Here is a 23,050-nt window from a genome sequence, read left to right on the forward strand (position 1 = left end):
CTGCACCAATTGGTAGGATGGATCGCTTGCGTGATTTGGCCGCAAGCGGTCTAATGCTAGGGAAGATTGCCGTTGATTAACCCCAACTCATTACTTGCACCATCTTCCTGAATCATATGACGGAACCACTTCTTGACCGGGATGCTCTCGATCGAACCACGGCGGAATCGGGCGACCAGTGGGATTGGAGCGGTGGCCTCGAAGGGCGGCGGCGCAAGGCGGCCACCGCTCTCTTCGCCCTTTGGTCCACGGTGGTGATGTTGCACTATGCGGCTTGGGGGCCGGCCTTTGTGTGGGTGGTGACGGTGTTGGCGGGGGCCTATGTGCTGCGGGTGATGGCGGCTCCCCAGGCGGCGGTGACCGCGCGATCGACCGACCAACGCGCGACGATCGCCCCAGATCTTTCCCGATCGTCGGTTGCTTGGGCGGCGGATGCTTGGCCTTCGGTGGCGGTGTTGGTGTCAGCCAAGGATGAGGAAGCGGTGATTGGGGCGCTGGTGAAACGCCTCTGCGCGATCGACTATCCGGCCGATCGCTACGAAGTTTGGATTATTGACGACGGCAGCAGCGATCGCACGCCCCAGGTGTTGCAACAACTGCAAACGGTTTATCCGCAATTGCGCGTTTTGCGGCGGCCGCCGGGGGCCGGGGGCGGCAAGTCCGGCGCGTTGAATGCGGCCGTGGCCCAGGCTCGGGGCGAAATTCTGGTGGTGTTTGACGCGGATGCTCAAATGCAGCCGGATCTATTGCGGCAGGTGGTTCCAGTTTTTGCCCGATCGAGCGTTGGCGCGGTGCAGTTGCGCAAGGCGATCGTGCAAGCGGAAGCCCTTGATGTTCATCCCGATCGCGACAACTTTTGGATTCGAGGTCAGCAGGCAGAAATGGCCCTCGACAGTCACCTCCAAGGACAACGGGCCCGCTTGGGTGGCGTGGGTGAGCTGCGGGGCAATGGTGAATTTATTCGGCGTGCTGCCCTCGAACAATGCGGCGGATTCAACGAAGCCACCATTACCGACGACTTGGATTTGGCCGTGCGGCTGCACCTGAACGGTTGGGATATTGAATGCTTAATGTTCCCGGCGGTTTTGGAAGAAGGTGTGACCCGCCTCAAGGCCCTGTGGCATCAGCGGAACCGCTGGGCCGAAGGGGGCTACCAACGCTATCTCGACTATTGGCGGGCGATCGCCGGGAATCGCGGTGGAGCCGCCAAAACCTTGGATTTAGCCGTGTTTTTGCTATTCCAATACCTCGTTCCCCAAATGATTGTGGCTGACTGGGTTGTGGCCGGCATTCGGGGCGATGGGCCCGTGCTGACTCCGCTGGCTACGGCGGGGCTGTTGCTCTCGGCCTTGGGGATGGTTTTGGGGTTGCGATTGGTGGCGGCGGGCATCGAATCTCCCACCCATTGGGGCGATCGCCTGGTCAGTTGGTTGCGCACCCTCAGCAAAACCGCCTTGGGTTTGGTGTATATGCTGCACTGGTTCCCCGTCATTGCCAGCATGGGTTTGCGGATTGCGGTGCGGCCCAAGCAGTTGAAATGGGTGAAAACGGCCCACGCCGGTTCCGGGGAACTGGCGATCGAGCTAGATGATCTCGACTCCGACCATTCCTAGGCAGCGCAGCAGTCTGAATTCATCGGGGCAACGTTGCGGAATCAGTCGCCATAACAAGGGGCTTAAGCCCCTTGCTACCTAACGATCTGGGAAGAGCCGCCATTGGAATTGACTGATGAATTAACCGATGAGTTGACCGATCAAAATTAAGCTTGCCTTGCGACTGGTCAGCACATCAAAAAGCACATCTAAAAGAGGGCATATGCTCGCAAATTGGCGCTTTTGGGTCATGGGTTTGATGGTGGGAATGGTGGCGGGATGTCGTGTGGACTGGAACGGCTCCAATGGCCAAGCAAAACCCCAACAAACCCTGACCGTTTCCGCGGCCGCCAGCTTGCAACCCGCCCTCACCACCCTGCAAGCGGAATATCGCCTGGTGGAACCCACGGTGCAGTTAAGCCTCAATTTCGGTTCCTCCGGCGCGCTCAAGCAGCAAATTTTGCAAGGGGCCCCGGTGGATCTGTTCATTTCAGCCGATGCCAAAACCATGGCGGAGTTGGCGGGGGCGGGCCTGGTCGATCCGGCAACCCAACGAGATTTGCTCTCCAATGAGTTGGTCTTGGTGGCCCGGCCCGGGGTTCCCCTGCGCAAGTGGCAAGACGTGGCTCGGCCGGAGGTGAAATTTTTGGCGATCGGGGATCCGGAACGAGTGCCGGTCGGTCGCTATGCCCGCGCCACGTTGGTGTCTTTGGATCTTTGGAAAGCCGTGCAACCGAAGTTGGTTTTGGGCCAGGATGCCAGACAGGTGTTGACAGCGGTGGTGACCGGCAATGCGGATGCGGGGGTGGTGTATGCCTCCGATGTGCGTCGATCAACTCAGTCGCCACTGGGTTTGGTGTTGGTGGGAGATGCGCCGCCGGGATCCCATCCGCCCATCACTTACCCGATCGCGGTGATGGCCAAAACGCGCCAACCGGCCGCCGCTCGCCAATTTGCTGACTGGTTGGGGAAACCCACCGCCCGATCGATCTTTGTCCGCTATGGGTTTGTGCCCCTGAGCTTGGGGAGTTCCTTACCCTTGCCGCATCCGGTGGCTGCCCCTGAGCGATCGCCCGCCCACTCATGACCAGCCTTGCCAGTGGGGTGACCCAGTGGGATTGGTCGCCTTGGAGTTTGTCGGTGGGGGCGGCCCTGTGGGCCACGGGGTTGGCCGTGAGCTTGGGCTTGCTGATTGCCTGGGCGATGCTGTCCTGTCGGGAACCCTGGCGCAGTGCGATCGATACGGTGTTAGTGTTGCCGCTGGTGTTGCCGCCAACGGTGGTGGGGTTTGGGCTGTTGGTGTTGTTGGGTCGCCAGGGGCCGATCGGGTTGGCTTTGGAATCGATCGGGGTGTCGGTGGTGTTTTCGCCCCTGGGCACGGTGGTGGCGGCCACGGTGGTGGCCTTTCCCTTGGCCTATCGCACCTTGCTTTCCACCTTTGAGCAATTGGATCCTGACCTGTTGCGGGCGGCCCGCACCTTGGGCCTGAATGGTTGGCAAATTTTTTGGCGAGTGCGGTTGCCCTTGGCGCGATCGGGCTTGGTGGCGGCGGCCTTGCTCACCTTCGCGCGATCACTCGGAGAATTTGGGGCCACGGTGATGTTGGCGGGCAACATTCCCGGCCGCACCCAAACGATTCCCAGTGCCATTTTTGCCGCCGTGGAAGCGGGTGACTGGCCCCGGGCCCAACTGTGGGTGTGGGTATCGATCGCGATGGCCCTGTTGGCAATTGTGGGGCTTAATCAAGCGGCCCGTCGCCCTTGGTAGTGGGATTGTTGGGTTCTGAGTTCGTTACAGAATGGGTTGCAGAATTCGGTGATTTGATCGGTTCGATGAACTCGATCGGCTCGATCGGCCCCGTCGCTGCGGGTGACCAGATTAACCAACCCGCCGCCACCGCAAAGGAACCCGCCGCCTGACCAGGATGCAGCGGCAACCCCGTGGCACTCAGCAGGGCATTGACAGCCGCAAAACCACCAAAAAAGCACCCAATTCCCAATCCCACGCGATCGGGCATCAGGTCGATCGCCAGCGGAATGCCCCCATTAAATAGCCCCGCCCAGGCCACCATCATCACCAACGCCAGCGGCCAAGTGATGATTCCCAATTGCGGCAGCGTCAGCATTGGCAGCCCTATCCCCAAGGCGATCGCCCCCGCCAACATCACCGATCGATTGCCCCACCGGCCCGCCAGCAGCCCCATCACCAACGCCCCGATCGCCACCGTTAGACCCACCCCCAACCCAATCACACTGCCGGGCCATTGGGGCAACTGGCTTTGCAAGGCAGCGGGCACAATGCCAAAAAACAGCCGCAACCCCCAACCCACGGCCGCCCCCAATCCCAACAGCCGCACCACTTCTCCCCACCGAATCGGCCCAGGATGATGTTGGGCAACGGTGCTGGCTCCCAAGACCCGATCGGGCCCCGCCAATTGCAAGACTCCCGCCGCCGCCACCAGGGCCAACGATCCCAACCCAAAGGCATAGGCCGGGCCCAACTGCAAAACGCGATCGCGAGCCAAGGGAGCCACCGCCCCCACCAAGCCCGCCGACAAAACCAACAAGCTGTTGGCCTGGGGCAGTTGACTGCTCAAGGCGTATTGACCAATGAGAGCAATCGCGGGCGATCGAAACACCGCCATGGCCACCGCCCACAGCACCACCGTCACCATCAACAGGCCTTGAACGATTGCCCCGCGCCCCAACGCCGCCGCCACCATGGCCCCAAACATCAACACCGTCAGCCCCACCCCCGCCACCACCAGGGGATAGCGGCTGCCCACGCGCAACCGCGCCCGATCGCTCAAGCCTCCAATCACCGGCTCCAACACTGCGGCCAGGCCATCTTCCAAAATCAACACTGCCCGATCGACCCCCGGCAACCCCACGGCCGCCAACAACTGGGGTAAATAGAACCGATACAGCACCCAAGCTAGGGAAATGGCTCCTTGCAATCCCGCCAATCCCAACACGGGCCGCCACAGGAGGTTGCGTTCCGGTTGATGTGATTCAGGCTGATTGGATTCTGGTTGAGCGAACCCAGGCTCTTTTGGCTCGGGATTCGGGACAGGCTCGGGTGATTGGGTCATGGGATGGGGCCAGGGCAAAGACCGATCGCCTCGGGGGGCGATCGCGCGGATAGTTCCGGTCTAACCGATCGATTCGGCCCCTGGCGAACCTTTCCGGGCGATCGTCCACATCAGCCCCATATCAGTCCCACAGCAACAAGAATCCTGAATCAATGGATCCTGGATCAATGGACTTAACTGATTCCTCAACGTCGGGGCTGAATTCTGGCGCTAATTCGCCGTGGCCGCTCTCAAAGTGTCAATATTGGCTTCCCAATTGCGCCCATCAAAGGGTTCAATCAACACCTGCGACGGATCGGCCAAATCAACTCCATCCAGGCAGCGGGCATTCACGCTATAGCCATCCGGGTGCGATCGGGGCACATAAAACGACTTGATGCCACAGGTGCGACAAAACAAATGCTTGGCCGTGCCCGTGTTGAAGGTGTAGGTGGTTAATGCCGTTTCGCCCTGCAACAGTTGAAAGCGCGATCGGGGAACGAGCAAATGCAAAAATCCCGTTTTGTCGCAAATGGAGCAATTGCAAGACTGCACCTGTAAGGGTGATGGCCCCTGTACCTGAAAGCGCACCGCTCCGCAATGGCAACCGCCCTCATAGGTGACGGCGGAGTCACGGTTGGATTCAGTCTCCGCTGTGGGGTTGGGTTCTTGGGTCATGGCGAATGGTTGATCGAGAAAAAACGAATTACTAAGGCTTGAATTAGGGCTTAAATTGTCGATCGAACGTGGCCCGGTCGATCGGTTGCGGCACTTCCAAACCCTCGCCTCCCAACACCGTCAAAGGTTGACCTTCCACCAAAATCCAAACCTTCGCAGCGGGATTCAACGTGCTGGCCGTGTAAACAATTTGCCCTAACCGTCCCATCATCGATGCACTACCGCCGCCGCTGGTGAATTCCGACGACAGGTTCACCCGCACTCCTTCCGGCGCAATCATCACGTCCAGCAGCTTGGTGTTGATGGGAATGGCGCTGCTTAAGTTGTTGTCGGTGGGTTGCCCGGCCAAAACTTGCTCGATCGCCCCGCGCAACACCTCATCTGGCTCACTGCTGGCCACGGTTTTGGCCGGCTGACCCGCCATCGCAAAATGGGTTCCCGTGTCCTTCAGCCAATAGACCTGGGACTGTTCAGCGATCGGGGCGGTGGCCACAGGGGCAGGAGTTGCCTTTGGTGATTGGGGCACGGCGCTGGGGGGCGGCGTGGGGGCAACGCTGGCCGCCACCGAAGGGCTGGGGCTGGGGATGGTTGTTGCGGCGGAAGGGCTGGGGGTTGGGGCCGGGGCCATGGAAGCGTTCCACCAGGCAACGCCGGCCCCCACCGCCACGGCCGTTGAACCAACGGCGGCCACAAGACTGATGGGTAGATTGCGACGGGGACGATCGGACATGGTGACAAAACCTCCTGAGGCGGTGCAAACGCAAGGCCCATAGCCAGCCTGGAACCGCACTGGAAACTGTTAGCGCAATGGCTCTTGAACTCTTGTTCTGGGTGGGGGGATGGAAACCCGGATCATTCGATAGTGGTGATTTGGGGGCGACTTGGGAGTCGGCAATCGGGTTCAGCAGTGGGCGATCGGGCTGTTACGGCCATTCTAGGCCGCTCCTCAAAAGTCGGCGTGAATGCTCCCCTGAAATTAGGCTCCTTGGGCCAGTTCCATCAGGGCCACTTCCCAGGCCAAGCGAGGTTGCACATAGCCCATCAGTTGCTTGCGGAGGGCTTCCAAACGGCGCAGGGTTCGATCGCGCTGGGGCCAAGGCCGATCGCCCTGTTGCCACCAGGTTTGTTGCAAATAGTTCACGAGCCACAGTTGCTGCTCCAGGTCGATCGCCTTATCAAGCTGCCGGGCCAAATCCAGGGCGGCAAAGGCGGACTGGGGCGGTTGGCGCAGGGCCATGAGCAAGTCCTGTGGCAGGGTTTGCAACCGTTGCCAATGGGCGATCGCCTGGCCGGGACAGCCCTGGGCCAAGGCCAACACTTCGGGAGCGTTGCGCAAGTCGCCATGGCCCGCCCGATCGAGCACTTGGAGCAACTCCGAGGGAGCCAACCGGCGAAAGGAAACCCGCGCGCAACGGGAAACCAAGGTGGGCAAAATCGCTTCGGGGCCAGGAGCCAACAGAATGATGGTGGCGCGGCCCGGTTCTTCGAGGGTTTTTAAAAGGGCATTGGCGGCCCCTTCGGCCATGGTTTGGGCCGCTTCAATCACCACAAACGATCGGGGCGCTTCCATGGGTGGCCGGCCGAGGCTGGTGGCCAATTGGCGAATTTGTTCTAGGCGAACTTGGGGCGGTGTTTTCTTTTCCAGACCGCTGGCTTGGGCTTGGCTGATGGAAATCAGTTGTCCCCGATCGAGGTAGGTTGGCTCCAGCCAAATCAGGTCGGGGTGCATTCGCTCGCGTACCCGTCGTCCCAAACTGGCCGCCAATTCCGGGCGATCGGGCGGACAAAGAATCCATTGGCCAAAGCATTCTGCCGCCAGCTTGCGCCCCACCCCATCGGGCCCGGCAAACAGATAGGCCGGCGCAATTCGATCGCGGGCGATCGCCATCGTCAAAAAATCAATGACCGAATCTTGGCCCACCAGGGGCCCAAACCCAGCCCGAATCGTCGCTGGCTCCAGCATCTAACCGGCCTCCATCCCCATGGCCCCTTGTTCCCGTCCTGTGATCTCGGCCGCAATGACCTGCATGAACAACCTGCCTTCCCCTGGCTGTTCGATTAGAACGCGGGCTGCACTGGAACCGGCCACCAACGGGCCAAGCGTTTGGTCAACACCGCTTGGGTTTGGGCAAAGGTGGCGGCCAGGTCTCCATCGGCCACGATTCGCACCACTCGATCGGGATCCTGAGTAGCCAAGGCTGCAAACCCCGATCGCACCCGTTCATGGAACTCGATCGCACTGCGTTCTAGGCGATCGGCCGGGCCCCGCCGCGCCGCCCGCCGGGCCAAGCAACAGTCGATCGAGGCATCAAACCACAGGGTTAAGTCACTGGCTAAGCCCGCCGTGGCAATTCGATTCAGGGTTTCAATCAGGATTAAATCCTGCTGGCGGCCAAAGCCTTGATAGGCCACGGTGGAGTCCACAAATCGATCGCTCACCACCAACGCCCCGGCGGCCAAGGCCGGTTGCAGCACCTGCGCCACATGCTGGGCCCGATCGGCCGCGTAAAGTAACAGCTCTGTGCGATCGGCTACCTCCCAATCGCCCGACAGGAGCAAGTGGCGAATTTGTTGGCCCAAGGCCGTGCCTCCCGGCTCCCGCGTCACCACCAAGGGGCGATCGCCCAGAATGCCGCTGGCCTTGAGCCAATCCACCGCCTGCTCCAGTTGGGTGGTTTTGCCTGCGCCGTCAATTCCTTCAAAGGTGACCAACCGGCCCGGATTTGTCGGAACTGTCGGTGATAAATCCAGTGGTGACAGACCCGATCGCGGCATGGTGTCCAATCCCATAACAACTGTTTCCGTCCCCCATCGCCAGCTTCCCTAAGCAAAACCCTTGGGATCTGGTTCTGTTTTGCTAACGATCCCTTGGTTCCGGGCCCCAAGTCCACAGTCGAGAGCAAAAGCGCTTGGGTATTATAGGGTTGGACGCGGTTCTACGCAGTTTCACGCAATCGAATCTTCATGGCTCGTTATACCTGTCTATTTTCCTTTTCACAGCCGTCAGATCAACTGCTTGGCCAGCTTGAACCCTCGCTGACCGATTGCGGTCTCAACGTCGTCCACAAAACCGTTGATTATCTCCTTGCGCGTGAACGACCGGGCAAAGTGTCCTATTACCGTTTGGTGACGGTGGAATTGGTGATCGATCGCGCCGATGAAGTTCGCAATCGCACTCGCTTAAACCTGATTGTCAAGAATGAAGAGCTGGCCCTTCAGCAAAATAATCATTGTCGGCAAATGTCCGAGCAAATTGGCCAAACCTTACAGGACAGCGGTTTGCTGGAACTGCTGAGTAGTGTCACGGGCTAGGCAATCCAGGCGATCGCGCCGTTAAGGAGCGAAAGTTGGCGGTTGCGCCAAATCGGCAATTTGTTCTAATTGGAAATTTTCTAGCAAGTCCTCGATCGCCTGGCAGAGGTCGTGATAGTCGGGCGGTAACTCCGTGAGCAGCGTGCGCACCTGATCTTCATCGGCGCTGCGGGCGGCTAAGTCCAACGCCAAGCGCCACTCGATCGGCAGTTCCGCAAACCGATCGCGCAGGTTCAGGCTGGGTTCGCCATCGGGCACTGAATGCGGAGCCACGGGCACGGCGATCGGGCAGATGGGGCCCTGGGGAGCCAGCAGGCCGCGAATCAGATCCAACAGCAGAGGACAGAGCGGGGGCGAATTGGGCAGCAAGGTGCAGTCCAGCTCTTGCAAACAATGGTGATCTTGGGGACTGGGGGCAATGGCCACAATCGCACAGGGACGATGCACCAGGTTCTTGCGCTCGATCGCCCGGATGCGGCGAACCGTGGCCAGCCCTTCCCCGTCCGGTAGCCGCAGATCCACCCACAGCAGTCGCGGTTGCCAGGAAGTCCATTGGCGCAAGGCATCCCACCCGTGATGAACACATTGGCTTTCCAAACCCACCTGCTTCAGATAGTTCACATAGGCCTGGCCCCGATCGCGCAGGGGATCCACAATTAACAAGCGCCCAATCCAGGGTTCAGGCGACGCAGACTCCAGCAGGGCCAGGGGTTTACGAACCGGTGGCTCCGGATGCGCCAACAGGCCATCCAGGCGGGGCAAGGGCACTTGCAGCCGAAAAATGGTCAGGATGCCCGGACGACTTTCCGCCACTAAAGAACCGCCCATCAGCAGGGCCAGCCGCTGCCCGATCGCCAAGCCCAATCCCGTGCCTTGGCGCAGGCGACGGCCGGCCTTGGCCTGCACAAAGGGCTCAAAGATGTCAGGCATTTCTTCGGGGTGAATGCCCTCTCCGGTGTTGCTAATTTCAAAAACAAGCAGGTCACCTTCGCCTAAATCAACGGAGAGAGTGACTTGGCCGGGCATTCCAACGAATTTGAAGGCGTTATCGAGCAAGTTGGTTAAAATTTGCCGCAACCGCCGGCCATCACCTTTCACCCAATGGGGAATCGTGCCCGCCACGGCCATTTGGAAATGGACACGGGCACTGCGCGATCGCATCTCAAAAATTTCATGCAAGTCGTTTAGCAGGGCCAACAGGTCAAAATCGATCGGCTCCAGTTCCAGATGATCCGTTTCCACACGGGCGATCGAGAGCAAATCATCAATCAGTTGCAGCAGGTAGGAACCATTGCGGGCGATCGCGTCCAGATGTTCCAGAGCCGGATCCATGGGGGCGGAAATCAGACCCAAAACGCGCGATCGCAACAGTTGCCCAAATCCCAAGATGGCGTGGAGCGGCGTGCGCAACTCATGGGTCACATTGGCCAAAAAGACCGTCTTGGCCCGGTTGGCCTGTTCCGCCGCATCCCGGGCCGCCGCCAAGTGGTGATTCGCCACCGCCAAGGCCGCCGTCCGCTCCGAAACCTGTCGTTCCAGGTTTTGGTTGTAGCTCACCAACAATTCCTCAGTCACCTTGCGATCGGTGATGTCCTGTAACACCACGATCGCCCCGGTCACGGCCTGCTCACTGTCAAACAGCGGCACGGCCAACACTTCCAAGGGCAGGCGGCGGCCGTGGGTTTGCTGCACATCCAGCCGCGTGGGTGCAACGGTTTTTCCCTCCAGGGCCAGGATTCCCGGTAACTGTTGTATGGGAAACGGGGCCTCACTACCGGCCAAGAACAGACGGTGATGCAAGGTTTCGCAGGTGCGCCCCAACGGTTGCAGCCCGATCGGCAGTTGCAAGAGGCCCCCCGCCACGGAATTAACGTACTGCAAGGAACCGTCTTGGCTCAAAACCAACACCCCCATCGGCAGCGACTCCAGCACTTGGGTTAAGTGACTTTTGCTGTCTTGGAGGGCGCTGAAGGACAAACGCAGGGTGGCCGCCATGGCGTTGAAGGTTTGGGCCAAGGCATCAAACTCTCGCACCCCCGTGTTGCTGTCTACGGGTTGAAACTGGATGCGGGCGGCGGCGCGGGTGGCTTGGTTCAGTTGCTCCAGGGGGCGCAAAACCTGCTGCACCGTCCACCACCCAATCCCCATGGCCAACAGCAGCGCCGTGCCGGCCAACAGCAACATGATTTCGGCGGTTTCTTGCACATCGCTCAGAAAGGCCGATTCGGGAACCAACACTGCAATCCACCAATCGGGGGTCGTGGGGTGGTTGCAGCGCTTGAGGTGCAGCAGGTAGCGCTTGCCGTGGAATTGATAGAGCTGGCTGGAGCGATCGGGCAGATAGCGAAATCCTCCGAACCGATCGAGCAGGTAGTAGCCCGCGCTTTGGATGGCGCGATCGGGGAAGCTTTGCAAGGACAAGGGGTGCAGTTGGTTTAGTTCACCCCGCTGTTCCACCCGATAGGGCAATTGATCGCTGGAGGTGGCCACCACCGTCCCCTCATCGGTGAACACAAAAACCTGGCCCTGAGGCGGTAGGGGAATCGATCGCAGCAATTGCCCCACGGCCATCAGGTTCAAGTTGGCGCTAAACACCCCCAACAACCGGCCGGAGCGATCGTCATACAGCGGCCAGGCATAGTGCATCATCCAATCGGCGCTCCATTGCCAGTTGCGGTTTTGCTGGCGCTGATCCAAGCTGCTCCAGGTGGGCTGGCCAACCCCCACCGCCGCATTAAACCAAGCCTGGGATTGGGGTTCGCTGGTCCAGTAGAGCCGAGGGCGACCGGCTGGATGTCCCCGATCGCTCACGGACCATTGCCAGACACTTTGGTTATGACTTTGACCGTTGGCAAAGCGCCGCCACCCCCCTAACCGCGACACCCCGCGCAAATTGCCCTGGGGGTCGCTATAAACCAACTGGCCCAAGTCGGGAAACTCCCGCAACCGTCGCCAGAGGTATTGTTCGATCGCCCGCCAATCCTCTTGGGGCCATTGCCCCGTCAGAAAATCATTGGTTTGCAGTTGGGCAACGGTGTTGTAGGTACGAAAAAGGTTGGTGAGCTGTAAATTGGCCTGCTGACTGCTCATTTGCAGCAGTTGCTTGGTGTTTTCGGTGGCAACGGTGCGATTGCTGCGGAGGGATAAGTAGGCGATCGCCCCCACCACCAGCACCAATTGGATCACGAACGGCACAATGATCAGCCACCGCAGGGAGACCGCCCAACCGCCGCCCGCCGAAGGAGCGGTGGTCTGCGATCGAACCTGGGGTGGCGACTCGGGGGCGGTTGGTTTCAAGCGTGCTCTCCTCTAAGGCCGAGGCGCAAGCAAGGGAATAATCAGCATTTGAGGCTGAAGCCAACTTGGGTAAGGCCAAATTGGGTGAGGCCAAATTGGGGCCGAAATTGCAGCCGAGGCGATTGATCGATCGCACCCAAACTCAAGCATCGGGGCCTAAACATTCGCCAGGTTGCAGGTGCAGGCCGTTGGCAAAGTCCCAGCCAGCTTGCGGCCGTTTGCCCGCAGGCACCAATTGGCGCAACAGCAAGTAATCTTGCCCAGTCCGCACCACGGGCCCCCATCCCTTGAGAATGCCAACGATCGTTCCGGGTGGCCCCGCGATCGCCTGCCACTGGGCCTGTAAATTCTCCCATTGGGCGGCGAGGGAACCAAAACTCTCGGGTAATTGAGACCAAAATGCTGCACCCAAAGGGGCCGTTTCCAATAGCTTCAGGCCGTTGCCGCGCAACTGGCTGTGGCCGTTGGGGATCATGGCCCGCACTTGGTTATGGATGGCCAAGGCCGAGTGCGACCAGTCGATCGCCCATTCCTCTTTTTTGATTGGTGGGGCGTGGGTGGCTCCGGCCGGTTGGGCTTGGGGTTGCAGCGACCCATCGGCTAATCCGTGCAGGGTGGGGGGCAACAGATCCGCCGCGATCGCTGCCAACCGTTCCGCCAAGCTTTGGGCATTGTCGAGGAGGTCGATCGGGGTGTCGCCCCGCAGCAACATCGGGCCCGTGTCCATCCCTTCATCCATCAGCATGGTGACAATGCCCGTGAGGCGATCGCCCGCTTGCAAGCACCGCTGAATCGGGGCCGCGCCGCGATAGGCCGGCAGGATGGAGCCATGGCCATTGATGCAACCCAACCGGGGCATGGCCAACATTTCCGCCGACAGCAGTTGTCCATAGGCCACCACCACAAAGGCATCGGCTTGGGTGGCACGCAGGCGATCGAGGGTTTCGGGATCTTTTTTGACTCGATCGGGCTGCCAAACCGGGATGCCCGCCGCCAGGGCCAGTTGCTTCACCGGGGAAGGAATCAGGTCGCTGCCCCGTCCCCGCCGTCGATCGGGTTGGGTCACCACGGCCAAGACTTCAAAATCTGGCTCGTTGATCAGGCGCTGCAAACTGGGAACCGCAAAGGTGGGAGTACCGAAAAAGACAAGCCGCATGGTGATAGGAAAAACAAAACGGTCGGAGGGGCGATCGAGACTGAACCCAACGCAAGCCAAACACCGTGACCAGCGGGCCGATCAGGGGTGCCGATCAGGGGTTCAGCAACGGTTCAATCACAATTTCAATTCGTCGATTGCGTTGCTGGCTGGCGGGATCCGGGTCAGGCGTGAGGGGCCGGCTGGCCCCGAAGCCGGCCGTAACCCAACGGTAGGGGCCCGTGAGCCGATCGGCCAGGTATTGACCCACGGCCTTGGCCCGGCGCAGGGTTAATTCTCGGTTGGCCACCGGATCCCCGATCGCGTCGCTGTGGCCGGCAATGCGCACAGTTGCGCCTGGGTAGTTTTGCAAGTCGGCGGCAATGGTATCCAGAATGGCTCCGGCCGCCGGTTGCAGGTTGCTGTGATTGTCCTGAAACAACAGATCCGTCGGGAGAGCGATGGTGAGGCGGCCGGCGGTTTGGGTGGGGGTGGTTTGGGTCGGGACGCTCTGGGTAGGAGATGACGGGCTGCGGGAATTGGCTCCCGTGCTGTTCAGGGCTTGGGCGATCGCCTGCACCCGTTGCTCGATCGGCCCCGTGGGATTGCGATTGCCCAACTCCCCTTCAATGGCCGTGGCCTCCCCAATCAGGGCGTTCAGATCCGCTTCGAGGGCTTGCAGTTGGGTTTGCAGGGCCTTGCGTCGATCGGGGCTGAGGGGGGTGGTTGGAACCGGCGATGCACTCAGGGTTGGACTGGGGCTGGGAATGGGGACTGTGGGTAAGGTGAGCGGGCCGGGCGATCGGGGCCAACGGGTTAACCATTGATCCAACTGGCGCAGGGCCAATTCCAGCGGTGGGGTGCTGGTGATCGTTCCCGGAACCCAGCGAGCGGCAGCTACCCCGCCCAAAACCCCTGCAATCCCCAGTCCCAACAGCAGGGCCAGCCGCAACAGGGCGATAAGCCAACCCCAAGGGCCCGGCCGGCGCGATCGAGCCGGAGGACGGCCGGGCCGGCGCGATCGGTTCCGATTGGGTTGGGGATCTGGGGTGGGCGGTAGTTCAAACGGCGATTGCAAAACTCAAAACATCCTATGGCTTGACCTTGAGGTTGACCGGGAGATGGACCAGACGGGACTGTTTCCATTCTAGGCTGGTTCTTTGCTGGGCCTAGCGCCCGAGCTTGTTTTCAATCCCTTCGCAGCCGCCGGGAATTGTGCCGCGTGTGCGTTCCCCGCCCCACATGCAGCAATAGACCCGATCGGCCTCGGAAAGATCAACCACGCCGCTCAAGTCGGCATTTTCAATCACGGCTCCTGTGCCTTCGCCGGTTTGGTAGTTGGCTTCGTCGTCCTCGCGCGATCGGGGCGTGGTGGTTTCCAAATTGCCATAAAACAGCCTGACTCCCTTCAAGTCGGCTCCCCGCAAATTGGCCTCAAATAGAATCGTACGGCTGAGGTTGGCTCGGGTTAAGTTACAACCGCTGAGGTCGGCTCGCACCAGGTTCGTTTCCCCCAGGTCAACCCAGCGCAGATCCGTGCCCTGAAGGTCGGCCCCCGCCAACATCACGCCCAGGTCAATGACCCGCACGCCCCGGGCCCGATCTTCTTCATAGCCGCCGGAACCGTCCAAGATGGGCCGACCCAGCAGGCGATCGCGCTTGAGGGGCGTAACCAGCTTGGCTTGGGACAAAAAGCGCACAATTTTGGCCTTGCCCTCCGCATCCACACTGCCCAGGATGGCGGCAGTGCGGCCTTCCGCGATCGCCCGTTCTTGGGGCCAATCTTCCAAAAAACCCTGCTCATCCAAGGCCAAGTCGGATACGCCTTGGAAATAGGCATCGATGGTTTGCTGTTGGGTAATCCGGTTTTGCTGAATGGTTAAATCCCGCGAGAGCACGTATTGTTGCCAGGCCACATAGACCGCCAACACGGCGATCGCAATTTGGCCCAAGGCTCCCAGGGCTTCACTGATGGCTCCCACCGCATCCCAATTGATGCTGAGGCGGGTTCCCTGTTCCCCTTGCGATCGCTCCGTGCCCCACAACAGCAGCAACCCAAAGACCCCAATGATCGACCCCAAGGCCCCCGCGATCGGCACGCGCCAGGAGACGGGGATCAGTTGAGTCCAGAGCTGGCTGCGAAACGGCGTGAGCAACCACAGACCCGTGCCCAAGGCTCCCAAGCCACCCATTAACCCCAGCCAGAGATTGCCGGAAATTAGCCCCATGGCTAACAGGGCGATCGTGGTGGGAACAACCACCGTGGTCAGGGTGCGGGATAGGGGTGAGGCAATGCGATCGACCAGCATCGATCGACCACCCGTCCCAATTCCCCCCTCCGATTTTTCAACAGATAAGCTCATGCCACGGCTCCTTGCTCGACATCCTACGCTATATCGATATATCGATTGAAATGTAAGGATTGAAATGTAAGGTCATGGCTGAAAAGCCTGAAAAGGCTGATTGGTATTGTTTCTATCCAACGCCTGAGCAAGAGTTACGGACGCAAGCTTGGTACGAGCGATAAGAGCGCATGGAATACGCTCAAACATTTTCCATGTTGGCTGAACTCTGCAATTTCCAAAATGCCAAGGGCCAATCATGGCCCCAAAACTTCTTTAAAACGGTAGCAATTGATTTTGACGCAGGCTACAGTTCCCTGAGAGACTAGACCATTAACGCCAGCCACGAGCTTGTAGCGCTGCCGACCGGCAACCTTGGCAACGCCTGATCTGGCAGTCATCCCTAATGTGAACTTCCGAGAAACATGAAACTAGCGGCGCGGGTCGGACAAGTCACCCCCTCCATCACGCTCGCCATCACTGCCAAGGCGAAGGCCATGAAAGCGAGCGGCCTGGATGTCTGTAGCTTCAGCGCCGGGGAGCCAGACTTCCCCACTCCGGCCCATGTGGTGGCGGCAGCCCAAAAGGCTTTGGATGAAGGCAAAACTCGCTATGGCCCGGCGGCTGGGGAACCGGCCCTGCGCCAGGCGATCGCCCAGAAGCTGAACCGTGATAACCGATTGCCCTATGAACCGGAGCAGGTGATTGTCACCAACGGGGGCAAACATGCCCTCTACGGTTTGATGATGGCGATGATTGAGGCGGGCGATGAGGTGATTATTCCCGCGCCCTACTGGCTCAGCTATCCGGAAATGGTGGTGCTGGCGGGGGGCAAGCCGGTGATTGTGCCCACCACCGAGGAGACGGGCTACAAGATTACGCCGGAACAGTTGCGATCGGTGATTACGCCGCGCACCAAGCTGCTGGTGATGAATTCGCCATCAAACCCCACGGGCAAGGTTTACAGCCCCGACGAAATTCGGGCGATTGCCCAGGTGGTGATCGAAGCGGACATTGCGGTGGTGTCCGATGAAATTTACGAAAAAATTCTCTACGACGGGGCCGAGCACCTGAGCATTGCGGCCGTGGAGGGCATGTTCGATCGCACCCTGGTTTGTAACGGGTTCGCCAAAGCCTATTCCATGACCGGCTGGCGGGTGGGCTACCTGGCGGGGCCCCATGCCCTCATTAACGCCGTGGCCACCATTCAGGGCCATGCCACTTCCAATGTTTGTACCTTCGCCCAGTTTGGGGCAGTGGCGGCCCTGGAAGAGTCCCAAGACTGTGTGGCGGAAATGTTGGCGGCCTTCACGAAACGGCGATCGGTGATGTTGGAACGGATTCGGGCCTTGCCGGGGATCACCTGCTCAGAGCCGGAAGGTGCGTTTTATCTGTTCCCGAATATTGCGCAGTTGGGCCTCGGGTCGATCGAGTTTTGCCAGCGCCTCCTGGAGGAGTTCCAAGTGGCCACGATTCCCGGCTTGCCCTTTGGCTCAGATGCCAACTTCCGCCTGTCCTATGCCACGGATCTGGATACGATTTTGCGGGGCATGGATCGACTGGATAAGTTTGTGGCTTCTTTGCAGTAGGCGGCCATCAGCGTTCAATCAGGGCGCTGAATCTTCGGTCAAGGCTTGATTGGGGGATTCAGCGCCAGGGTGAATCAACGGCTGAGTGTCTGGCTGTCTGGGCTGCTGGATGTTTGACGGTTGCTTGAGATGGGTTGATCGCGTGATTCACCGTTTCAGGATTAATCAACAGTTCAGTTTCCGAACACCATTCAGTTTCCACACAGCTATGAACCGCACCACCAATCCTTTGCAAATTTGGCAGTTGGCGACCCCTAAAGACCGGCGGGAGTTTGCTATCGGACTGCTGCTGGCCCTATCGATGGGGATGGGTGTTGAGTTGAGTTCTCAGAACTTCTATATCGGTTTATTTGCCGGTTTTGTGATGTTGAGCTTGGCGCAACAGCAGTTGACGACGACGGTGCTGTTGCGGGAGCTGGGTAGGTTGCGGGAGCTGGTGGATCGATCGGGCGATCGGGCTGAGGATGGGCCCGCCTGAGATTTTGTAGATCCTGAACGGGCGATCGAACCCAGGATCGTGGATTCTGCGGATCGATCCTAAGGGCCAAACAGGTTCGAGAATGGATCTTCAAAAATGCCGGTTTCTGTCCCCAACAGGGCCGGCGGAATAGGCGGCAAGGTGCTGGGGATGGGGGGCGGGCCCACGGGCGTGGCAGCGGGCCCCGGCGCGGGCGCACCAACGACGGGACTGGGCGCGGGTGCAGGGGAAGCGGCGGCCTGGAGATTTTCCGGGAAGAAGGTCGATCGGGCGCGGCTGTTGCCCCCGGATTGCAGGAAGATTGCGCCGTCTTTCATGGAACCCACGCCATAGTTACCCCGGGAAATGAGGAAGGGGTTGGCCTGTTGATAAAACACATTGCCAAAGGCTTGGAGCTGCTGATCGCGCATGGACCAAATCAGCCGATCGCTGCTGAGGTTGGCGCTGCGGAGGCGGGACACACCGCGCACATTGCCCAACATTTCGGCATTTTGGTTTTTGAGATCCATGAATCCCCGATCGGCGTTTAACACCACCTGCTGTTGTCGTTCGTAGACCGTCACGGGGCGATCGGCCGTCAGGGACTGGGCTTGGAATTGCCAAATCAGGGAATCGCTGGCCACGTCTACCCCAGGATTTCCGGTGCTGACTTGGGCTTGGTTACGCAAAAAGGCAACGCGATCCTTCAAGCTCACATCTACCAAGTTGCCCACGGCCCGATCGGAAATGACACAGCGACCGCCCGCACAGTTAAACCGCTCGATGATGGTGCGGGTGTCGCTGCTGACCAGTTGCGGTTTCTGTTGCCACACCACCCGCTGGGATTGCACCCGCACGGCGGGATCCTGGCGCACCCCCACCACGTTGCCGATCGCCTGGGCCACTTGGTCTTTCATTTGCCAAATGATTCGATCGGCCCGCAGTTGCATCGGTGGGTTTTGGCCGGTGGCAACGGCCTTGCCCTCTGCCTGGGCCACTTGGTCTTTCATTTGCCACAACACCCGATCGGCCGTCAGCCGGTTGGCTCCCTTGTTCTGGACGGCGACCACATTCCCGATCGCCTCGCTGACTTGTTTTTTGCGTTGCCAAACCAGTCGATCGGTCGTCAGCTTCATCTCGGGCTTGCTGCCGGTGGCCACCACCTTCCCGATCGCCTGTAGCTCATCGGCCTTCATTTGCCAAATCAGCCGATCGCTGTCCAACTTCATCTGGCGATCCTTAGAGACCAGCTTCACCGCCTGCACCATCTCCACCCGGCGATCGCGACTAAACGCCACCGCCTCCTGGGATTGGATCTTGGCTTGGGGATGATTCAGCGTTACTCCGCCCTTCATTTGCAGTTGGAACTTCGCGGGTTCCCAAGTGGCAGAACCGCCTTGGAATTCCATCTTTTCCCGCAAATCCTTGGCGCGTAAGTTGCCGGAAACCTTCAAAACTTGCCCGTTTTGTTCCACTTCCCCCTGTTTGGCCGTGATCTCATAGACCACCTTGCCATCCTGGAACAGCTTGCCCTTCACGTCTGACAATTTGGCCAGCTTGCGATCGCGAGAATAGCGTGCCTGGTTGGCCCGCACTTCCCACAACACCTGCCCCTGCTTGTCTGCTCGGTTCAGGGTCAAGTTGTCAAACACCAAGTCTCCTTGGAAATCCTCTGCGGCCTTCGTGTCGGCGGCAATTCGTTCCTCCCCTCGGTTGCGATTGCCACAGGCCGTACTCAGGCCGGCAATCAGTGCAAGGGCGACCAGTCCCCGAATAGCGCGAGTTGGAAAGCTCATAGGTGCAGCAGCGGTTGATCCTGAGTCTGATCTTGGGTTGGCCCCTAGGTTGGATTCTGGGTTGGATCCGGCTGAATTCGTTGGGGTTGAATTCGGCTCGATCGTGGCCGAGGGGGCTAGCCCATGGGCGATCGCTGGGGATCGAAAAACCGCGATCGTCAACCGCAATTCTAAAGGCGAACGGGCAGGGACGGGATTGCCAAGGTCAGTTTCTTGCGGGGTTGGGCCCCAGCGGGCTGCCATGCGCATCGCAACTGAGGGTTGCAATGGGGCGCAAGCTTAGCTCTCTCTCTCTAAGCGCTCTTCATCCGCATGGGGTAAGGGATGGTAGGTGTAGCCTTGGCGGGGGCTTTTTTTGATGTCGTCCTTGATGGCATCCAAATCAATATAGCGATCGGCCACGTTGATTAAATTGTCGCTGGTCATCGATCGCAAGCTGACCACTTCCACCCGGGCCCCGCGATAGCTAACCGCATCCACCGCATAGGCTAAATCCCCATCGCCACTGACCAAAATGGCCGTGTCATAGGAACCCACCAGCGCCATCATGTCCACGGCGATTTCCACATCGAGGTTGGCCTTTTTAGACCCATCGGGGAGTTGCACCAAGTCCTTGGCCACCACCCGATAACCATTGCGCCGCATCCACAACAAAAAGCCCTGTTGCTTTTCATTGGTGCGATCGACCCCGGTGTAAAAGAACGATCGCAACAGCCGCGATCCGGCAGTCAGGCGGCACAGCAGTTTGGTGTAGTCGATTTCAATGCCCAATTGCAGCGCCGCATAGAACAAATTCGAGCCATCAATAAAGATGGCCACCCGCCCTCGATTTTCCAGAACTTGCTCTGGCGTAAAGATCGGATCTCGCTCCATGTTGCTATTCATGATTGTTATGCCTCGTCGTTTAAAGAAGGAGATGGAACCCGCTCGATCGCCAGCCCATCGAAAAAGGTTTCAAAGGTTCTTAAAGAGCAAAAAGAAAGAAAAAGATCATCAAAAGCTCGGGACTTTTCAGGAGAGTTCTAGCAACTCCCTTCACGATAACCCGATCGCTCCGGTGGTCAATTCCAGTGCAATCGGTGCTCGCAAGTTACTGCGGCATTTCCAGCTTTTGGAACACGGGTTGCGGTTCCGCCAGCCCTTGCCCTGTCGGTAGGCCACCCCAATGGCCATGCCCCCCTAATTGCTCCCGCAGGGACGGATCCGCATCCACGCGATCGAAATCCACCGCAAACCCCAATTGGCCATAAATCCGGCTGCTCAGTTGAGGCACGATCGGGGACAGCCAATAGGCCGCCAACCGCACCGACTCCAACACCGCATACAGGATTGCTTCCACAGCCGCCCGATCGCCCTGTTTGAACTTGGTCCAGGGAGCCTGCTCGTCTAAGTACTTGTTGCCCGTTTGAGCCAACATCAGCACCGACTGACAGGCCTCGTGCAGCGCCATGGCCCGATAGGCCCGCCCCGCGCGATCGCCCAACGTCGTGCCCAATTGGCGCAACGGATCCGTTTCCGCCACCGTCACCGACGGCACCCGACCCTCGCAATACTTGTGGGCCATCTTGAGGGTTCGGTTCAGCAAATTTCCCAAATCATTCGCCAAGTCCGCATTCACGATATTAATAAACCGCGTTTCATTGAAGTCCCCATCGCGGCCAAACTCAATTTCCTTGAGAAAGTAGTAACGAACCGCATCGCTACCATAACGATCGATCAACGCCACCGGATCGATCGTATTCCCCAGCGTTTTGCCCATCTTTTGGCCATCTTTCGTTAAGAAGCCATGACCAAACAACCGTTGGGGAATCGGTAACCCAGCCGACATTAACATTGCTGGCCAATAAATGGCATGAAACCTCAGGATATCCTTACCAATCACGTGGGTACTGATCGGCCACCAATGCTTCAGGGCATTCTCCAGCGTCGGGGCTTCACTGGGTTCTAACAGTGCCGTCACGTAGCCCAACAGCGCATCAAACCAGACATAAAGCGTGTGCTTGGGATCATTGGGCAGCGCGAATCCCCAGTCAATATTGACCCGTGAAATGGAGAAATCTTGCAGCCCCCGCTCCACAAATGCCAACACCTCATTGCGGCGACTTTCCGGTTGAATAAACTCCGGATGGTCTCCATAAAATTGCTGCAGCGCTGTCTGATATTTGGAGAGCCGGAAAAAATAATTTTCCTCATCGCGCCACTCAGCCTGCTTGTTGGGATGCACCAGGCAATGATGATCCTCCGTTAGCTCCCGCTCTTCCTTAAACTCTTCGCAGGAAACGCAGTACCACCCCTGTTGCTTTCCAGAATAAATGTCCCCCGCAGCCCAAACGCGCTCAAAAAATTCCACCACAATGGCGCGATGCCGCTCGTCCGTTGTCCGAATGAAGCGATCGTAACGGATATTCAGCTTTTGCCAGAGATCGGCGAAACCCTGGACAATTTCATCACAGTGTTCCTGAGGGTTTTTGTTGCGTTCCTGGGCTGTCCGTTCGATTTTTTGGCCATGCTCATCGGTGCCGGTAATCATTAGCACCGGGTGCCCCTGTAACCGATAAAAACGGCCCACCGCATCCACCGCCATCGTGGTGTAGGCACTACCGATGTGGGGTAATGCGTTGACGTAATAGAGGGGGGTTGTGATCGTGAAGGGGGACGGTTGCGGGGGAGGCGGGGAACTGGTCAAATCTTCGGTGACAACCATGGATCGACAGACGAGATTAGGGGGATTTGTTAAGCGGAAAAACTGAGTATTTTTTCACAGCTTCTTAGAATACGGCCGAACCGAGCTTGCCGTCTATGGAGTACGGGGTGGGAGTCTGGGAGGATTGCAGGAATTTGGGATCCAATTTTGGGCTTCAAGTTAACCAAACCGGGGGACTGGGGCCAGTTTTACCCTAGGCGATGAGGGGGAAAAGCGGAGAGAACGATCGGGGTTTCCATAGATTTGTGCAGATTTGCGCGGAAGATGCCCCAGAAATGCCCCAGAGATGCCCTAAAAATGCACTCACTCTGCCGTTAACCGGTAGGGGCTGCGCATCCCGGGTTTGAAGGTTCCAACCCAAACCTCGTAGGTGCCAGCCGGCCACTGGGGGGCGGTCACTTGGGCGGAAGCCGTGCCCACGGTGTCATCGCCACACAGGAGCAGCCCATTGGGGCCGCGCACGGCCAAGGTGGTGTCGTCTTGGCCGCTGTTGACGCTGAGGGTCAAGTTGGCGATCGGGGTTTGCAGGGTCAGGCGGTGATTGGGACTCAGGGAGCTGAAGCCAAGGCAATCGTGGCCCGCCTGGTCGGTCGATCGCCCCAGAACAGTGGAGGGCAAGTCATGGGAGCCGATCGCCGTGCCGGTGAGGGAACCTTTGGGGTTGCCGTTGGAAAGGGTCAAGTCCCCATCAATGGAAGTCTGGGCGATCGCGCGGGTGGCCCAGCAGCTCACCATGGCACAACCTAAGGTCAAAATCAGGGCAGGTTTCACGGTTCAAGGTCTCCAATCGCAAGCTGAATGGGTACTATTCAACCTATTCTCAGCGGTGCGACCTTGGCCCGCCGTTTCGACCTATTTTTGATCCGACTGTGGCAGTTCCACGGAGATAAAGATGCCGTTAATTTTGGGGGCGATCGGGGCGGTGGCCCTGCTGCTGTTTTTGGACTGGACTGTGGTGGGGGCTTTTGTGGCCGTTGTGCGCGGCTGGGTGGGTTGGGTGTTGCCGTTGCCCGGTTGGTTGGCGGCCGTTGGGGGATTGGCTTTTTTGGTTTGGTGTCTGAGCGAGGATTAGTGTTGA

General features: G+C 59.1%; 20 protein-coding genes. 7 read left to right on the plus strand and 13 right to left on the minus strand.

Annotation, left to right across the window (positions count from 1 at the left end):
- The first annotated feature begins 116 nt into the window (after positions 1–116).
- The 3 genes from ACZA91_RS09055 (at position 117) to modB (ending at position 3,359) form a co-directional block, all read left to right on the plus strand.
- On the plus strand, positions 117–1,613 hold the full coding sequence (locus ACZA91_RS09055; RefSeq protein WP_463186197.1) for a glycosyltransferase family 2 protein: 1,497 nt from the start codon (positions 117–119) through the stop codon (positions 1,611–1,613).
- Positions 1,614–1,815: 202 nt separating this feature from the next.
- Complete coding sequence (gene modA / locus ACZA91_RS09060) at positions 1,816–2,679, plus strand: molybdate ABC transporter substrate-binding protein (protein WP_463186199.1); 864 nt, start codon at positions 1,816–1,818, stop codon at positions 2,677–2,679.
- Positions 2,676–3,359 carry a molybdate ABC transporter permease subunit gene (gene modB / locus ACZA91_RS09065; RefSeq protein WP_099533838.1) on the plus strand — a complete coding sequence of 228 codons (684 nt, stop codon included), beginning with the start codon at positions 2,676–2,678 and terminating at the stop codon, positions 3,357–3,359. The genes modA and modB overlap by 4 nt, the downstream gene beginning before the upstream one ends.
- Here modB and ACZA91_RS09070 read toward each other — a convergent pair.
- The 5 genes from ACZA91_RS09070 to tmk form a co-directional block, all read right to left on the minus strand.
- Positions 3,331–4,683, minus strand: coding sequence for an MFS transporter (locus ACZA91_RS09070; protein ID WP_463186201.1), 1,353 nt, complete (start codon positions 4,681–4,683; stop codon positions 3,331–3,333). The genes modB and ACZA91_RS09070 overlap by 29 nt on opposite strands.
- Positions 4,684–4,893: 210 nt before the next feature.
- Positions 4,894–5,340, minus strand: a complete 447-nt coding sequence (locus tag ACZA91_RS09075) for a GFA family protein (protein WP_099532875.1) — start codon at positions 5,338–5,340, stop codon at positions 4,894–4,896.
- A 43-nt stretch (positions 5,341–5,383) separates the two neighbouring features.
- On the minus strand, positions 5,384–6,070 hold the full coding sequence (locus ACZA91_RS09080; protein WP_190355825.1) for a GerMN domain-containing protein: 687 nt from the start codon (positions 6,068–6,070) through the stop codon (positions 5,384–5,386).
- 246 nt (positions 6,071–6,316) lie between these two features.
- On the minus strand, positions 6,317–7,303 hold the full coding sequence (locus ACZA91_RS09085; RefSeq protein ID WP_190529480.1) for a DNA polymerase III subunit delta': 987 nt from the start codon (positions 7,301–7,303) through the stop codon (positions 6,317–6,319).
- A gap of 95 nt (positions 7,304–7,398) precedes the next feature.
- The gene (gene tmk, locus ACZA91_RS09090; protein ID WP_463186204.1) at positions 7,399–8,130 is read right to left on the minus strand and encodes a dTMP kinase; all 732 of its coding nucleotides are present in this window, start codon (positions 8,128–8,130) and stop codon (positions 7,399–7,401) included.
- 174 nt (positions 8,131–8,304) lie between these two features.
- On the opposite strand from tmk, the gene ACZA91_RS09095 reads away from it, so the two are divergent.
- A complete protein-coding gene (locus tag ACZA91_RS09095) occupies positions 8,305–8,652 on the plus strand; it encodes a hypothetical protein (protein WP_190355827.1) in 348 nt (115 codons plus the stop codon).
- 21 nt (positions 8,653–8,673) lie between these two features.
- On the opposite strand, the gene ACZA91_RS09100 is transcribed toward ACZA91_RS09095, so the two are convergent.
- The 4 genes from ACZA91_RS09100 to ACZA91_RS09115 all read right to left on the minus strand — a co-directional run bounded on the left by ACZA91_RS09100 (position 8,674) and on the right by ACZA91_RS09115 (position 15,393).
- On the minus strand, positions 8,674–11,949 hold the full coding sequence (locus ACZA91_RS09100) for an ATP-binding protein (protein ID WP_463186207.1): 3,276 nt from the start codon (positions 11,947–11,949) through the stop codon (positions 8,674–8,676).
- A gap of 142 nt (positions 11,950–12,091) precedes the next feature.
- On the minus strand, positions 12,092–13,105 hold the full coding sequence (fmt, locus tag ACZA91_RS09105; RefSeq protein ID WP_099535296.1) for a methionyl-tRNA formyltransferase: 1,014 nt from the start codon (positions 13,103–13,105) through the stop codon (positions 12,092–12,094).
- A gap of 94 nt (positions 13,106–13,199) precedes the next feature.
- Positions 13,200–14,162: an OmpA family protein gene (locus ACZA91_RS09110; protein WP_463186210.1), complete on the minus strand. Its 963-nt coding sequence runs from the start codon at positions 14,160–14,162 to the stop codon at positions 13,200–13,202.
- A gap of 91 nt (positions 14,163–14,253) precedes the next feature.
- Positions 14,254–15,393, minus strand: coding sequence for a pentapeptide repeat-containing protein (locus ACZA91_RS09115; RefSeq protein WP_370567183.1), 1,140 nt, complete (start codon positions 15,391–15,393; stop codon positions 14,254–14,256).
- Between the two features lie 458 nt (positions 15,394–15,851).
- Here ACZA91_RS09115 and ACZA91_RS09120 point away from each other — a divergent pair, with 458 nt between their 5' ends.
- Positions 15,852–17,015, plus strand: coding sequence for a pyridoxal phosphate-dependent aminotransferase (locus ACZA91_RS09120; RefSeq protein ID WP_099535303.1), 1,164 nt, complete (start codon positions 15,852–15,854; stop codon positions 17,013–17,015).
- A 208-nt stretch (positions 17,016–17,223) separates the two neighbouring features.
- The gene (locus ACZA91_RS09125; RefSeq protein ID WP_190533992.1) at positions 17,224–17,493 is read left to right on the plus strand and encodes a hypothetical protein; all 270 of its coding nucleotides are present in this window, start codon (positions 17,224–17,226) and stop codon (positions 17,491–17,493) included.
- 59 nt (positions 17,494–17,552) lie between these two features.
- On the opposite strand, the gene lptC is transcribed toward ACZA91_RS09125, so the two are convergent.
- The 4 genes from lptC to ACZA91_RS09145 all read right to left on the minus strand — a co-directional run bounded on the left by lptC (position 17,553) and on the right by ACZA91_RS09145 (position 22,743).
- Positions 17,553–19,268 (minus strand): LPS export ABC transporter periplasmic protein LptC, encoded by a 1,716-nt coding sequence (lptC, locus tag ACZA91_RS09130; RefSeq protein WP_158234545.1) that lies wholly within the window; start codon positions 19,266–19,268, stop codon positions 17,553–17,555.
- A 279-nt stretch (positions 19,269–19,547) separates the two neighbouring features.
- On the minus strand, positions 19,548–20,153 hold the full coding sequence (locus ACZA91_RS09135) for a LabA-like NYN domain-containing protein (protein WP_190533997.1): 606 nt from the start codon (positions 20,151–20,153) through the stop codon (positions 19,548–19,550).
- A gap of 205 nt (positions 20,154–20,358) precedes the next feature.
- The gene (gene metG, locus ACZA91_RS09140) at positions 20,359–21,972 is read right to left on the minus strand and encodes a methionine--tRNA ligase (RefSeq protein ID WP_463186216.1); all 1,614 of its coding nucleotides are present in this window, start codon (positions 21,970–21,972) and stop codon (positions 20,359–20,361) included.
- Positions 21,973–22,275: 303 nt separating this feature from the next.
- Positions 22,276–22,743 carry a hypothetical protein gene (locus ACZA91_RS09145; protein WP_099535313.1) on the minus strand — a complete coding sequence of 156 codons (468 nt, stop codon included), beginning with the start codon at positions 22,741–22,743 and terminating at the stop codon, positions 22,276–22,278.
- A gap of 121 nt (positions 22,744–22,864) precedes the next feature.
- On the opposite strand from ACZA91_RS09145, the gene ACZA91_RS09150 reads away from it, so the two are divergent.
- On the plus strand, positions 22,865–23,044 hold the full coding sequence (locus ACZA91_RS09150) for a hypothetical protein (RefSeq protein WP_190355843.1): 180 nt from the start codon (positions 22,865–22,867) through the stop codon (positions 23,042–23,044).
- Positions 23,045–23,050: the final 6 nt, after the last annotated feature.

Source organism: Limnothrix sp. CMB-01 (assembly GCF_055193175.1).

Excerpts from the sequence above, each read along its gene's own strand:
- ACZA91_RS09055 (WP_463186197.1), top strand. The coding sequence starts at position 117 with ATGACGGAACCACTTCTTGACCGGGATGCTCTCGATCGAACCACGGCG.
- ACZA91_RS09095 (WP_190355827.1), top strand. The coding sequence starts at position 8,305 with ATGGCTCGTTATACCTGTCTATTTTCCTTTTCACAGCCGTCAGATCAA.
- fmt (WP_099535296.1), bottom strand. The coding sequence starts at position 13,105 with ATGCGGCTTGTCTTTTTCGGTACTCCCACCTTTGCGGTTCCCAGTTTG.
- lptC (WP_158234545.1), bottom strand. The coding sequence starts at position 19,268 with ATGAGCTTTCCAACTCGCGCTATTCGGGGACTGGTCGCCCTTGCACTG.
- ACZA91_RS09150 (WP_190355843.1), top strand. The coding sequence starts at position 22,865 with ATGCCGTTAATTTTGGGGGCGATCGGGGCGGTGGCCCTGCTGCTGTTT.
- ACZA91_RS09125 (WP_190533992.1), top strand. The coding sequence starts at position 17,224 with ATGAACCGCACCACCAATCCTTTGCAAATTTGGCAGTTGGCGACCCCT.
- ACZA91_RS09075 (WP_099532875.1), bottom strand. The coding sequence starts at position 5,340 with ATGACCCAAGAACCCAACCCCACAGCGGAGACTGAATCCAACCGTGAC.
- modB (WP_099533838.1), top strand. The coding sequence starts at position 2,676 with ATGACCAGCCTTGCCAGTGGGGTGACCCAGTGGGATTGGTCGCCTTGG.
- metG (WP_463186216.1), bottom strand. The coding sequence starts at position 21,972 with ATGGTTGTCACCGAAGATTTGACCAGTTCCCCGCCTCCCCCGCAACCG.
- modA (WP_463186199.1), top strand. The coding sequence starts at position 1,816 with ATGCTCGCAAATTGGCGCTTTTGGGTCATGGGTTTGATGGTGGGAATG.
- ACZA91_RS09085 (WP_190529480.1), bottom strand. The coding sequence starts at position 7,303 with ATGCTGGAGCCAGCGACGATTCGGGCTGGGTTTGGGCCCCTGGTGGGC.
- ACZA91_RS09080 (WP_190355825.1), bottom strand. The coding sequence starts at position 6,070 with ATGTCCGATCGTCCCCGTCGCAATCTACCCATCAGTCTTGTGGCCGCC.
- tmk (WP_463186204.1), bottom strand. The coding sequence starts at position 8,130 with ATGGGATTGGACACCATGCCGCGATCGGGTCTGTCACCACTGGATTTA.
- ACZA91_RS09115 (WP_370567183.1), bottom strand. The coding sequence starts at position 15,393 with ATGCTGGTCGATCGCATTGCCTCACCCCTATCCCGCACCCTGACCACG.
- ACZA91_RS09135 (WP_190533997.1), bottom strand. The coding sequence starts at position 20,153 with ATGAATAGCAACATGGAGCGAGATCCGATCTTTACGCCAGAGCAAGTT.
- ACZA91_RS09120 (WP_099535303.1), top strand. The coding sequence starts at position 15,852 with ATGAAACTAGCGGCGCGGGTCGGACAAGTCACCCCCTCCATCACGCTC.
- ACZA91_RS09070 (WP_463186201.1), bottom strand. The coding sequence starts at position 4,683 with ATGACCCAATCACCCGAGCCTGTCCCGAATCCCGAGCCAAAAGAGCCT.